Genomic DNA, 13,070 nt, shown 5'->3' on the forward strand with positions numbered 1-13,070 from the left:
ATGGCGCTTCCCGCCATCTCCCCCTATCCCCTGCCGACGGCGGACCAGCTCCCGGCGAACCGCGTCGAGTGGGACATGGACCCCGCCCGCGCCGTACTCCTCGTCCACGACCTGCAGAACCACTTCCTGCGCGCCTATCCGGCCGGTCGGCAGCCGCTGACGGGCATGCTGGACAACGTCGCCCGTCTCGTCGAGGCGTGCCGTCGCGCCGGTGTGCCGGTGGTGCACTCGGCGCAGCGCGGCGGCCAGACCCCCGAGGAACGGGGTCTCCAGCTCGACTTCTGGGGTCCTGGCGTCGCCGACGACCCGGGTGCCCTGGCCGCGCCGGAGCAAGTCGCCCCGGCGGAGGGCGATCTGACCGTCACCAAGTGGAAGTACAGCGCGTTCGTCCGCACCGAGCTGGAGCGGCTGATGCGCGAGCGCGGACGCGACCAGCTCGTCGTCGTGGGTGTCTACGCGCACATCGGCGTCATGATGAGCGCCGCCGATGCCTGGCAGCGCGACATCAGGACGTGGGTCGTCGCCGACGCCGTCGCCGACTTCTCCCGCGAGGAGCACGACATGGCCCTGCGCTGGGCCGCCGGCCGCTGCGCGGTCGTCACCACCACCGACGCGCTGCTCAAGGAGATCTGAACCCCATGGCACTCACCCTGGACCAGATGCGGCACGACGTCGCCGACACCCTCGGCGAGGACCCGCAGGACATACCTCTCGACGAGAACCTGATCGACTACGGGCTGGACTCCGTGCGCATCATGGCGCTCCTTGAGCGCTGGCGTCGTGTCCACGGCGTACAGACGGACTTCGTCGCCCTCGCCGAGCGGCCCGCGCTGGAGGCGTGGGCCCCGCTGCTGGGGGTCGCCTCATGACCGCGCGGTTCACCGAGGTCTCTCCGCCCGCGGCCACGGCTTCGGGCGGCCCGCTGCCGCTGACCGCCGCCCAGTCCGGCATGTGGTATGCCCAGGCTCTCGACCCCCTCAGTCCGGCGCAGAACACCGCCGAGGTGCTGGAGATCGACGGGCCGCTCGACCAGGAACTGTTCGATGCCGCGCTGCGGCGGGTGGCCGACGAGGCCGAGACGCTGCGGGTCCGTTTCGAGGACACCCCGGACGGCCCCCGTCAGTACGTCGTGCCCGGGGCGGCGGCGCAGCTCACCGTCGTCGACCTGCGCGGCGCCGGCGACCCGGACGGCGAGGCCGAGGCGTGGATGCGGGCCGACCTCGCCCGCCCCTGTGACCTGGCCGCCGGGCCGCTGGTCCGGCAGGCGCTCTTCCGCGCCGCCGACCAGCGGTGGCTGTGGTACCAGCGCGTCCACCACCTGGTCATCGACGGCTTCGGCCACTCCCTCCTGGTCCGCCGCACCGCGGAGGTCTACTCGGCCCTGGTACGCGGGGATGAGCCCCCGGCGCGTACCTTCGGCACCCTCGCCGACCTGGTGGCGCAGGACGCCGGGTACCGCTCTTCCGACGCGTTCGAGGCCGACCGTCGCCACTGGTCCACGGCGTTCTCCGATCGTCCGGAGGCACCGCACCTGGCGGGTCGCGGCGCGCTGCCCGCGCGTACGTTCCTGCGCCGCACCGCGCAGCTGACGCCGGACACCACGGAGGCGCTGCGTGAGCTGGGCGGTCGTCTCCGCGCCACCTGGCCGGACGTGATCATCGCCGCGCAGGCCCTGTACACCTCGCGCGCCACCGGCCGCCGCGACGTGGTGCTGGGGCTGCCGATGATGGGCCGCATGGGGTCGGTGGCGCTGCGGGTGCCGGGCATGGTGATGAACGTGCTGCCGCTGCGGCTCACCGTCACCCCCGAGGCGACCTTCGCCGAGCTGGTGCGCCAGGTGGTGCTCGCCGTCCGCGAGGTACGCCGCCACCAGCGCTACCGCTACGAGGACATCCGCCGCGACCTCGGCCTGCTGGGCGAGAACCGGTCGCTGGTGGGCCCGCTGGTCAACGTCATGCCCTTCGACTACGGCGTGGACTTCGCGGGCGTCCCCGCCCGGGCCCGCAATCTGTCCGCCGGGCCGGTGGAGGACCTGACGGTCAACGTCTACGACCGCGCGGACGGGCGGGGTCTGCGCATCGACCACGACGGCAACCCCGCGCTCTACGACGCGGACGGCCTCGCCGATCACCAGACCCGCTTCCTGCATCTGCTGGAACGCCTCGCCGCCACCGATCCGCAGGCCCCCCTGGCGGGCCTCGGTATCGCCACTGCGGCCGAACACGCCCTGGTGATCGATGAGTTCAACCAGACCGACCGCGACCTGCCGCCCACCACGCTGGTCGGCCCCATCGAGGCACAGGCCGACCGCACCCCGAACGCGACGGCCCTGGTGTACGGCGGCACCACTCTGACCTACCGTGAGCTGAGCACCCGGGCCAACCGCCTCGCCCGGCACCTGCAGTCGCTCGGCGCCGGTCCCGGCACGGTGGTGGCGGTGTCGGTGCCCCGCTCTGCGGAGCTGGTCGTCGCCCTCCTCGCGACGGTGAAGTCCGGCGCCGCCTATCTGCCGCTGGACCCGGACTACCCCGCCGAGCGGCTGGCGTTCATGCTCCAGGACGCCGCGCCCGTCTGTGCCGTCACCGACCGCGCGGACCGGCTCCCCGAGACGGCAGGCACCCCGCTGGTCGTGCTGGACGGGCTCGACCTCAGCGGCTGTCTGACGATCAACCCGTCGCGCCCGCTGACGCCGCACCATCCGGCGTACGTCATCTACACCTCGGGTTCCACGGGCCGCCCCAAGGGCGTCGTCGTCCCCCACAAGGCGATCGACAACCGGCTGCGGTGGATGCAGGCCGCGTACGAACTGGCGCCCGGAGACCGGGTGCTGCAGAAGACGCCGTCGTCGTTCGACGTCTCGGTGTGGGAGTTCTTCTGGCCGCTGCGCGTGGGTGCCACCCTCGTGGTGGCCGAGCCGGGCGGCCACAAGGACCCGGACTACCTGGCCCGTGTCATCCATGAACAGGCCATCACCGTCTGCCACTTCGTCCCGTCCATGCTCCAGGTCTTCCTCTCCGCCGAGGGTGCCGCCGCCTGCGGTGGTCTGCGCAGGGTGTTCTGCAGCGGGGAGGCACTGCCACGGGACACCGCGGTCGCGTTCGCCCGGGCGCTGCCCGAGGTCGCACTGCACAACCTGTACGGGCCGACCGAGGCCGCCGTCGACGTCTCGTACCACGCCTGCGAGGCCGACGGCTCGGGTCCGGTGCCCATCGGCCGCCCGGTCTGGAACACCCGCCTGTACGTCCTGGACGCGGCGCTCCGGCCCTGCCCGCCCGGCGTCCCCGGTGAGCTGTACCTCGCGGGGCGCCAGCTCGCCGACGGGTATCTGAACCGGCCCGAGCTGACCGCCGCCCGTTTCGTCGCCGATCCCTTCGGCGCGGCAGGCTCCCGGATGTACCGGACCGGCGATCTGGCCCGGTGGACGGCCGAGGGCGAGGTGGAGTACCTGGGCCGTACCGACTTCCAGGTCAAGCTGCGCGGCCAGCGCATCGAACTCGGCGAGATCGAGGCCGCGCTCGCGGCCCAGGACGACGTCGACGGGGCCTGCGCGGTGGTCCGGGAGGACGGCTCCGAGCAGCGTCTGGTGGGGTACGTGACCGGTGGCGCCGACCCCGTGGCGGTGCGCGCCGGGGTGGCGAGGGACCTGCCCGAGCACATGGTGCCGGTGGCCGTGGTGGCTCTGGACGCGTTCCCCCTCAGCCCCAACGGCAAGCTGGACCGGCGCGCGCTGCCCGCACCGGTGTTCACCGGCTCCGCCGCACGACGCCCGTCGGGTCGGCGCGAGGCGACGCTCACCCGCCTCTTCGGCGAGGTGCTGGAGGTCGCGAAGACCGGTCCCGACGATTCGTTCTTCGACCTCGGTGGCACCTCCCTGCTGGCGGTGCGGCTGGTGGGACGCATCCGCGAGGAGCTGGGCGCGGAACTCACCATCGGGTCGCTCTTCGAGTCGCCCACCCCGGCGGCCCTCGCCGCCCGGCTGGAGAGGTCCGGCCCCGCCTCGGCGGACGCCCTCGACGTCCTGCTGCCGTTGCGGGGCGCAGGGGAGGCGACCCCGTTGTTCGTCTTCCATCCGGCCGGTGGCATCGCCTGGTGCTACGCGGGGCTCGCCGCCCGTCTCGGTCCCGGGCAGCCGGTGTACGGCCTCCAGTCACGCGGCCTGGTCCGGGACGAGCCGCTGCCGGTGACGCTGGAGGAGGAGGCCGCCGACTACGTGGAGCGCATCCGTGAGGTCCGACCGCACGGTCCGTACCGGCTCGCGGGCTGGTCGGTCGGTGGTGTCCTCGCCCACCACGCCGCCGTCCTGCTCCAGGAGGCCGGCGAGGAGGTCGAACTGCTCGCGCTGCTCGACGCCTTCCCCTCCGAGCAGTGGCGGGAGCGGCCCGCCCCCGAGGAAGGGGACGCCCTCACCGCGGTGCTGCGCATGGCCGGTCTCGAGCGCACCACGGAGCGCGACCGGGACGATGTGCTGGCGACCCTGAACGCGGGCGGCAGCCCGCTGGCCGGACTGCCGGACCACACGCTGAACAGCATCGTCGACATCGTCCCCAACCACGCCCGCATGATGCGCGAGCACACCCACCGGCCCTACGACGGCGACGTGCTGTTCTTCACCGCGGCGGCCCCGCGCGCGGAGGACTGGCTGACCTGTGCCGCCTGGCGCCCGCACGTGCGGGGCGAGGTCGTCGGCCACGACCTCGCCTGCACGCATCCGGCGATGATGCGCGACGCCCAGCTCGACGAGATCGCCGCCGTCCTGGCGGCCCGGCTGAAGGAGCTCGACGGATGACGCCGGTTCAGGCCACGCCGAGCAGTTCGACCAGTCCGTCGGCGAGTTCGGTACGCCAGCACAGGTAGTCGTGGCCGCCGTTGAACTCCCGGTGGACCGCGTCGTCGTACCCGGCCCGCGCCAGGACGTCGCGCAGCCGCCGGGCGGCGGGCAGGACCACCCACTCCTGTTCTCCGAAGGAGAGCCGGAAGCGCACCGGCAACCGCGGTGCGGCGGCCAGTTGCCCGGTCAGCCACTCCGCCTCCGTGGCGTCCTCGGCGTTCGGCCACCAGAACGACCCGGACTGTGCCAGGACGTTGCCGAACCGCCACGGAGCCCGGTAGGCGGCGTACGCGGCGGTGAGGCCGCCGAGGCTCTGCCCGGCGACGACCGTCCGCGCGGGGTCGGAGGTGAGCGGCAGCCGTGCGGCGGCCCAGGGCAGCAGTTCCTCGGTGAGGAAGTCGGCGTACGCGGGGCGGCAGCTGAGTTCGTCCCAGCGGGTGGCGGGGTCCACCGAATCGGGCAGGAGGGCGGCGACCGGCGGGATGCGGCCGTCGGCGATCAGGTTGTCCAGCATCCGGGCCACCCCCAGCTCCTCCTGCCAGTGCTCGCCGTCGAGCAGGACGAGGACCGGCAGGTCCCCGGCATGCCCGGACGGCACCGGCGGTTCGTAGAGCCAGACCCTGCGGTGGCCCCCCAGGTGCGCGCTGGGCACCTGGGGGGCGCGAACGGTGCCGCGTGCCACCCCGGGCCGTTCCTCCCAGCCGAACGCCACGGGGGCTCCGGGAAGTTCGGCGTACGGGACCGGGTCGCCACCCCAGCGCCGGGGTGTGGTGCGGGAGTTGAAAGGGTCGGGGCGGCGCCGGGTGCGCAGCCACTGCCAGTACTCGGGTGTGCCGTGCTCCGGACCGCCGCCCTCGTCGACGAAGAGGTCGTAGGTGCCGCGCCAGTCGCGGCGCAGGCGTGCCGTCCAGTGCCAGACGTCCGTGCCGGGCACGTGCTCCATGAGGTTGTCGTGGGGCGCGCGCGGGTCGCCGATCTTGTTGGGCATGACCTGGACCGCCCGGGTCGCCGCGGTACCGCGCCAGAGCCAGGTGACGGCCATGTGGTCGTCGTCGTCCAGCGGGTCCGGGCCGGTCAGGGGGGTGCCCTCGCGCCGTACCGCCGCCCAGAACGCCTCGCATCCGTCGGGCGCCGGGAGCCGGCGGCACGATGCCGTCAGCCGGGGCGTCGGGGTGGGCCGCTCCAGACGGGGCGGACGGCGTGGGGTGTCCCGGGGCGGCACGGCGGCGACGGTCATACGGCGGTTCTCTCTCCTCGTACCGGTTCGTGTTGTGCCCAGCACCACACGAGAGTCGGTCACAACTTAGGCAAGGCTAAGCTAAGTTGGACCCGGAAGCGCCTCCTTCAGAGGCGCCTGGTGTCAAGGAGATGCACGCAGCATGACCTCATCCACCACCCGCCCCTCCCGCCGGATCATCGCGACCGCCGTCGCCCTCGCCGCGGGCGGCGCCGTCGCCCTGACCGGCACCGGGACGGCGAGCGCCGCCGCCAAGTCCCCGTCCGTGGAGTCGGCCCCGGTCGCGAAGGGCCTCTACCAGTCCGCGTACTCCGAGCGGAACCACGTCCTGTGGGCCACCACCGCGGTGGGCCGCCCGCCGGTGACCTCCTCCGCCCTGCTGAAGCTGGACCCCGAGACCCTCGAGGTCGAGGCCACCTACACCCCGCCGGTGACCGATGCCGCCACCGGCGCCGTGGAGGCCGTCTACGGCGTGGCCGTGGACGACGAGCACGACACCGTGTGGACGACCAACACGCGCGACAACTCGGTGGCGGTCTACAGCCAGAAGACCGGTGCGCATCTGGCCACCTTCCCGAACGTGGCCCACGCCCGCGAGATCGTCGTGGATCCGGTGCACAACACCGCCTGGGCGAGCGGCTTCGGCGACGGCACCCTGGCCGCCTTCGACACCAGGACGCTGAAGGAGAAGAAGCGCGTCACGGTGGAGGGCAGCAGCCCCGCCGGGCTCGCGGTCAACAACATCACCGGCACCGTCTACGCGGCCGACCTGAACAACGACCGGATCATCGCCGTCTCGCCGTACGCGCGGACCCCCCGGCTGATCCCCACCGGCGACGGTCCCATCTCCGTCTCCCTCTCCCGCACCGGCCTGACCGCCTACACCGCGGACCAGGCCGCGGGCACCCTCTCCGAGGTCGACCTGCTGACCGGCAAGGTGACCAGGACCGTCGCCACCGGCGCGGGCGCCCTCTCCGTCGCCACCGACACCCGCTCGGGCCGGGTCGTCGTCGCCAACCGCACGTCCGCCACCGTCACCGTGGTCGACCCCTGGAAGGGTGACGTCGTCAAGACCGTCGCGGTCGGCGCCAACCCCAACCACGTGGAGATCGCCGACGGCATCGCGTACGTCACCGAGAAGTCCGCCGCCGGCCCCGGCGGCGAGGACGTCGTCCACCGCGTCACCGTCGGACGGTGACACGGCATCGCCCCGCGCCAGGTGCGGCGCGGGGCGATCGAGGGGCGGGGCAGGTCGCCGGTCAGGTCGCCGGGGTGACCTCCTGGAGGTTTCCGGCGTTCAGCAGGTTCGGGATCGTCGTGCTCGTCACGTACTGGGTGCCGAGGCCGGGCTGGCCGAACCAGGGGCGGATCGGACCTGCCTCCACCGTGAACGGCTTGACCACCTTGTAGAGGTGGTAGTTGTACGCCGGGTCGGAGGCGTTGTACTCGTCGAGGTTGGTCGGCGGGATCGCACGCCGGTTGTACGGGGTGCCCTGCGGGGCGAGGAAGTTGCCCCGGCCGCTGCCGAAGAGGTCGACCATCTGACCGGCCGTCAGCGTCTTGGTCTCGTGCACGGGGCGGCCGTCACGCAGGACGAAGCCGTCGTTGTCCGGGTACCACCAGCCGGACTTGTTCTGCTGGTCCGTCTGCCAGTAGCAGCCCAGGAACCAGTACTGCGAGGTGCCGTCCTGCGGCTTCCAGCCGCGCAGCATCCGGGCGATCGGGCCGGTGCGGGGCAGATGGCTGGGGCCCAGCCGCCAGTCCTCGCGGTAGTACGTCTCCAGCCCGGTCGGCGGTGCCGTGGTCGTACCGGCCGACCGGTGGGTGGTCGGGCAGCTCTGCCCGGCCACGCCGGTGGCGGCGGCGGGGGCGCCGGCGGCCTCGACGGGGGCACCGGCGGCCTCGACGGGGCCCGGTGCGAGGCCGATCAGCAGGAGCGGCGACGTGAGCGCACCCACCACGAGGCGACGCAGTAGCTTCATCCGAGTCTCTTCCCTGTCCCTTCTCAGCCGGTGCCGCACGGCACCGGGCACACGGGCGATGCCCGTGACGGAGCCATTAGTGGCGGCCGGGAGAACGAGATACCGGGATGGTGGGGCCGGAAAGACCTTCGAACGGCGCAGCGAGGAAACCCGCATGGCGCAATTGTGTGAGCGGACTCACGTGCGGGACCGTGTTGCTCTTGGGGAGCCGGGGTAGCAGGGTGCCGGATGTACTGCGGGGACGGCCGATCACTGGGGAGTGTCATGGCCGTCCCCGTAGTGTGTCCGGGCAACGCCGGTCAGGCGGACCCGAGTTCAGCTGGACGGAACGGCATCCGCCGGGGCGGTGTGCCAGTTGGTGACGATCGGACGGTCGACGGTGATGGTGCCGACGCGCAGGGACACCGGATTGGGGTCGTCGTCACCGATGGCGACGATGATGAAGTCCAGTTCCTTGCCGCCGTTTTCCTTGGTGGTCTTCGGGTTCACCCCCGCGTAGGCGGCCGTGTTCCCGCTCAGCTTGATCTGCTGGCCGACGCTCTGCTCCGCGGGACGCGCCTCGGTGCCGTCGGAGCCGAACGCCACGGTCGGGAGCGCGGCGGGCAGGTAACAGGTGATCCCGGGCTTCGCCTTGGCGGTGATCAGGATGTATCCCCCGCCCTGCGTCTCGGACTTGGTGCTCCAGGAGATGTCGTTGGCACCGCAGCCCTGCTCGACGGGCTCCCGCTTGCCGCCGCCGGTGTCGGCGCCGGAACCGGAGTCGGAGCCCGCGCCGGTGGACGCGCCTCCGGTTCCCTGGCCCGTCGCACCGGAGTCCTTACCGGTGTTCTTTCCGCCGCCCGTAGCCGCCGCCCCGGACGAACTGGGCACGTCACCGGTGGGAGTGGCCGACGACGAGCCCTGTGCGGCACCCGAGTCCGCGGTCGCGTCGCCGTCCTGACATGCGGTCATCAGCATGGCTCCGCCGACGAGCGCGGCGGAGACGAGGAGGGTCTTGCGACGGTTGCCGAACATGAAATCCCCTTTGGTCATCAGCAGATGCGACCGAAGCGCGTGTCGGCTCCCGGTGGTCGCTCGATCACTATGCGGGGTCTGTGAGCCGGGAAGAAGCGGCACCGTCGTTCCATGACAACGCTGTCGCAGACCGGTGACATGATCACGGCGGGCCCCAGGTCCCGCCCCGGCGGCCGGACAGGCTGTCGGCATGAGCACCCGGCCCACGCCCCTGGAGCCTGTGGTTGGGGCACATCCCTCGGCTAGTGAATACGCAGAGTGATGAACGAGAAGAGGACGCTTTCCTTGCCCGCTGTCACCTACGCGGGTTTCAGACCGACCGGCAAATGGAGGGCGGCGTCGCCTGCCGGCGGCGGACGACGGGGGACGGTTATTCGCCCGTCCACCGGTTGCGGTCATGCTCTAATCGCCGGATGACGAAGATCGAATCAGAGCTGATACGACGTTGGCTGAACGGCTGGACCGTGGCTCGCTCCCTGCCCGAAGCCGAGCCGGTCGAGTCCGCCGGGGACGGCCTGCGGTCCAAGTGCGACCAACCCGGCCGCGAGGTCGAGGTGTTCGCGCTCCGTGCGGACGAGGAGCCCGAGTCCTTGGCACGGCTGGCGGCAGCCGTCGCCGCCGCGCGGCAGATCACCTGGCTCACGGTACCTACGCTGCGCCCGGCTACCGTCGAAGCCGTCGTCGATGCCGCCGGACTGGAGTTGCTCCACCGGTCCGAGTGGTTCATGACGACCGATCTGGCCGAGCACCCGCAGCACGCGCCTGCCGCGCCGTACGAGCGCGAGGTCCGCACGGAGGGACCAGTCACGGTCGTCTCCCTCCACGACTCCTCCGGAGAGGTGGCGGCGCGTGGCACCATCGCCGTGGTCGGCGCCGATGCGGTCGCCGATCGTATCGAGACGGACGCGGCACACCGGCGACGCGGCCTGGGCCGCGCCATGATGAGCGCTCTGGTGGAGGCCGCCGTGGCCCAGGGCGCCCGTACCGGTCTTCTCATCGCCAGTGAGGAAGGCCAGCGCCTTTACTCCTCCCTCGGCTGGCGCCACGAAGCCGATGTCCTGATCGCCCGGGGGCCGGTGGTTCCCTCCAGCCGGTAGGACTGGCTCACACTGGCCGATCCGCCCATACGTATGGCGCACTCCTGCGGATCCCACCGCGAAGATGCCCGTCATGTCGACGGTGGTGGAGAAGATGATGCTGTTGGCCATCAGGTCGAGGAACTTGACGGCTTTCTCCTGGAGTTCGGGATCGCGGGAGCGCAGGTAGCCGTCTCCGCCGAAGTGCAGCCATTTCGTGTACCCGTTGTATGCCTCGGCCTTGTTCGCCGCCCTGGTGATCTGTTCCCGCAGTTGTGGGTCCGACAGGTAGCGGAGCAGAACGATCGTGCGGACGGCGCGGCCGACCTCGCGGAAGACCCGGTAGATCTGATTCTTGCGGGAGTGGTTGTTCAGGCGCCGCAGGAGGGTGACGGAGGACACGGTGCCTTCGCGTACCGACAGGCCGACTTGCATGAGGTCCTTCCAGCCGCTCTCGATGAGCTGCCAGTCGATGCAGGTGCGCGGATCAGCGGAGAACAGCGCGTCGATATGCCGGTAGCGCACCTGGGGATCGGGGCGGTGGAAGGTGAGGTCCTGGAAGTTGCGGATCCGCGGCAGCAGGTCGATGCCGAGCAGGTGGGCGAGCCCGAAGACCGGGAAGGACTGGCCCTGGGTGTCGGCGTGTACGGTGTCCGGCCTGACCTCCGACTCGTTCGCAAGGAGCGAGTCGATGAGGTAGACAGCCTCCCACACCCCGCACGGGATGAACCGGGAGAAGAGCGCAACGTAGGTGTCGGAGACGAGATGGTGGGCGATCCCGCCGTAGCCGCCGTAGCGGATCGATGTCTCGGCGAGGAGGTTGCCGATGACGGTGTCCATCATGGTGCCGTCCACCGCCGCCACCGACCCGTCACCCCACGCCGCCGTCAGGTCCAGGCCGGCGTGGGCGTTGACGACGTCGGCACCGCACCGGTTGAGAACTGGGATAGTGAAGTGGCGCTGCGCGATCGCGCCGAGTTCGTGCGCGGCCACGCTGCCTCGCATAGGGCGTACTGCCTGAGCGGGGCCGAGCCCGGCGCCGTAGACGAACGCGGTGGTCACGTAGCGCGGCAGGGGTTCCTTCAGCTTCGGGTCGCTGCCCGAGCGTGGGCCGGACCGTTTCCACCAGTTGGTCCAGTGCGCCGCCCGCGCCAGATGTTCCAGCACGCTGCGGGCGGGAAGACGCTCGGAGAGAGCTTCTTCCAGCTTCTCCGCGGAGGCGGTGCGCTCGCCTGCTCTACGTACCGCGAGGGAGGGGACGCCGGTGACCGGGTCGATGGTGAGGTCCTTGTTGTCCGGGTACCCGGCGTCCACGGTCTCGGCGATCGTGGTGAGCCGCTCGCGCAGCCGAACGGTGAACTCGCTCGCAGCGGTGGGGAGGCCGGCCTGCTCGCAGAAGCGCGCGAGCTTGGGCTCGCACTGCTCCCAGGGCAGGAGCATGCGGGTCCAGTCACCGTAGTCCTCGGCGCCGATCACGGCGACATCACCGCAGCGCAGCTCTTCCACGAGACAGGCGTACACCATTGCCTCGAAATGGCGGCGGACCAGCATTCCCGGATGTTCACGGGAGTAGACGGTCTTCAGCCACATCTTCGGCGCGAACGACAGGTCCAGCCGTACCGACTCCCCGTTCTCGTCCGTGCGGGTGGGATGCGTGTCCGCCACGAGGGGCCGGGTGAGGTGCTGACAGGCGAGGACGTGGTCCAGTGCGTCCAGCACGCTGCGGTCGGTCGAGGTCGCGGTGAACGACAGACGGCGGGCGATCTTGAACATGGTCGGCCGGTCCGGTTTGAAGAAGCGCTCAACCAGTGCCGTGTAGTTGCTGCCCCGGTAGGCGTCCAGGGCCTCCAGCTCCGCCAGCTGGGCCTCGAACCCGCCCGCCGTCTCGATCGCAGCCCGGGCGTTCTTCAGCGCCAGCAGGTCGTCCAGCGACGCTTCCCCCTCCCACGCGCCGGGAGCGGCCTCGCCACTGCCGCGCAGGGCGGTCAGCACGTCCCGGAAGGTGGCCAGGAGCTGCTCGGTGGTCTCCTTCTGCCGCTTCTCGATCTCCAGCAGCTCTTCCTGGGCCCGCTTGAGGTGCCAGGACATGCGCTTGGAGAGCATGACCACGGTCTCGTCCCGCACCGCCGCCTGCACCTGCGCCAGCAGGCACACGGTCATCGCGGTGCGCCGGGGCTCGGCGATGACCTTCATCTCGCCCACCGACAGCACCCTCGCCTGCTCGGCCAGCGCGGCCACCTTCGCCGGCGGTGTCTTCCCCACCCAGAAGACGGCATCCCCCAGCCCGTCCACCCTCTCCATCCGCTCCGCATGCGCCCTAAACCGCGACCAGGTCGCCCGCCGGGCGGGCTGCTTGATCCACGCAAACAGGCTCTGGTACTCGCCCCCGACGACCTCCAGCATGCCCGCGACCCGCTGCCGCGCCGCGTCACTCATGCGCGCGACGATCGCCTCGCACTGCGAGGCTTCCACCTCGGAGCGGATACGGGCAGCCACCCGGTCCAGGGTGGAGAAAGCCGGAAGCTCCAGCCGCTCCTTTTGCCGGACCAGCTCCTCCAGCGCCACGTTCACCAGGTCCGCGGTATGCGCCTTCACCGGCGCCGCCGCCCGCATCGCGACTTCCGCGACCGAGCGGGCCTCGGCCGGCTTGTGCTTCAGCTCCAGGCGGTCACGTACGGCGGAACGGTAGCGCTCCTCGCTCCGTTCGGAATCCGTCTCTGGCACTGTCCCCGCAGCGAGCCCCGCCTGATCGCGCACGTGGGCCACGACCACCTCGGGTATCTCCCCAATCTTGGGGACACGGCCCAGCCGTGATGCGGACTTCAGCATCACGGCTGGGCCGTGTCCCTGCCTGGGCGGTCATGCGTACGCTCACGTGCCCACGCCACCTCCTCCGCCGACGGCGTGAAGAACTCCCGCAACTCCCGTTCCGA

8 protein-coding genes and 1 pseudogene are annotated in these 13,070 nt (G+C 71.4%); 5 read left to right on the forward strand and 4 right to left on the reverse strand.

Annotation, left to right across the window (positions count from 1 at the left end; translation table 11 throughout):
* Genes B079_RS0114215 through B079_RS0114225 form a run of 3 tightly spaced genes read left to right on the forward strand, consistent with a single transcriptional unit; the run spans window position 1 to window position 4,786 of the window.
* Complete coding sequence (locus B079_RS0114215) at window positions 1–633, forward strand: isochorismatase family protein (RefSeq protein WP_018546484.1); 633 nt, start codon at window positions 1–3, stop codon at window positions 631–633.
* Window positions 634–638: 5 nt separating this feature from the next.
* Window positions 639–869: a phosphopantetheine-binding protein gene (locus tag B079_RS0114220; protein WP_018546485.1), complete on the forward strand. Its 231-nt coding sequence runs from the start codon at window positions 639–641 to the stop codon at window positions 867–869.
* Window positions 866–4,786 carry a non-ribosomal peptide synthetase gene (locus B079_RS0114225; protein ID WP_018546486.1) on the forward strand — a complete coding sequence of 1,307 codons (3,921 nt, stop codon included), beginning with the start codon at window positions 866–868 and terminating at the stop codon, window positions 4,784–4,786. The genes B079_RS0114220 and B079_RS0114225 overlap by 4 nt, the downstream gene beginning before the upstream one ends.
* A 7-nt stretch (window positions 4,787–4,793) precedes the next feature.
* On the opposite strand, the gene fes is transcribed toward B079_RS0114225, so the two are convergent.
* On the reverse strand, window positions 4,794–6,065 hold the full coding sequence (fes, locus tag B079_RS0114230) for an enterochelin esterase (protein ID WP_018546487.1): 1,272 nt from the start codon (window positions 6,063–6,065) through the stop codon (window positions 4,794–4,796).
* Between the two features lie 142 nt (window positions 6,066–6,207).
* Between fes and B079_RS0114235 the strand changes: the two genes are divergently transcribed.
* Window positions 6,208–7,263 carry a YncE family protein gene (locus tag B079_RS0114235; RefSeq protein ID WP_018546488.1) on the forward strand — a complete coding sequence of 352 codons (1,056 nt, stop codon included), beginning with the start codon at window positions 6,208–6,210 and terminating at the stop codon, window positions 7,261–7,263.
* A 61-nt stretch (window positions 7,264–7,324) separates the two neighbouring features.
* Here B079_RS0114235 and B079_RS0114240 read toward each other — a convergent pair whose 3' ends face one another.
* Window positions 7,325–8,047 (reverse strand): TNT domain-containing protein, encoded by a 723-nt coding sequence (locus B079_RS0114240; RefSeq protein WP_018546489.1) that lies wholly within the window; start codon window positions 8,045–8,047, stop codon window positions 7,325–7,327.
* 315 nt (window positions 8,048–8,362) lie between these two features.
* Window positions 8,363–9,061, reverse strand: coding sequence for a hypothetical protein (locus B079_RS0114245; RefSeq protein WP_018546490.1), 699 nt, complete (start codon window positions 9,059–9,061; stop codon window positions 8,363–8,365).
* Window positions 9,062–9,786: 725 nt separating this feature from the next.
* Between B079_RS0114245 and B079_RS35860 the strand changes: the two genes are divergently transcribed.
* Window positions 9,787–10,158 carry a GNAT family N-acetyltransferase gene (locus tag B079_RS35860; protein WP_234016798.1) on the forward strand — a complete coding sequence of 124 codons (372 nt, stop codon included), beginning with the start codon at window positions 9,787–9,789 and terminating at the stop codon, window positions 10,156–10,158.
* A 72-nt stretch (window positions 10,159–10,230) separates the two neighbouring features.
* Here the strand turns inward: B079_RS35860 and B079_RS32030 are convergent.
* Window positions 10,231–12,966: pseudogene (locus tag B079_RS32030) on the reverse strand (Tn3 family transposase); the annotation flags it as partial.
* Window positions 12,967–13,070 lie beyond the last annotated feature (104 nt).

Origin of the sequence: Streptomyces sp. LaPpAH-108, assembly GCF_000373625.1 — a bacterium.
Taxonomy (GTDB): Bacteria; Actinomycetota; Actinomycetes; order Streptomycetales; family Streptomycetaceae; genus Streptomyces.

Bases quoted from the DNA above. Each gene is read 5' to 3' on its own strand.
- B079_RS0114245 (WP_018546490.1), bottom strand. From the start codon at position 9,061: ATGTTCGGCAACCGTCGCAAGACCCTCCTCGTCTCCGCCGCGCTCGTC.
- B079_RS0114220 (WP_018546485.1), top strand. From the start codon at position 639: ATGGCACTCACCCTGGACCAGATGCGGCACGACGTCGCCGACACCCTC.
- B079_RS0114240 (WP_018546489.1), bottom strand. From the start codon at position 8,047: ATGAAGCTACTGCGTCGCCTCGTGGTGGGTGCGCTCACGTCGCCGCTC.
- B079_RS0114235 (WP_018546488.1), top strand. From the start codon at position 6,208: ATGACCTCATCCACCACCCGCCCCTCCCGCCGGATCATCGCGACCGCC.
- B079_RS35860 (WP_234016798.1), top strand. From the start codon at position 9,787: ATGACGACCGATCTGGCCGAGCACCCGCAGCACGCGCCTGCCGCGCCG.
- fes (WP_018546487.1), bottom strand. From the start codon at position 6,065: ATGACCGTCGCCGCCGTGCCGCCCCGGGACACCCCACGCCGTCCGCCC.
- B079_RS0114225 (WP_018546486.1), top strand. From the start codon at position 866: ATGACCGCGCGGTTCACCGAGGTCTCTCCGCCCGCGGCCACGGCTTCG.
- B079_RS0114215 (WP_018546484.1), top strand. From the start codon at position 1: ATGGCGCTTCCCGCCATCTCCCCCTATCCCCTGCCGACGGCGGACCAG.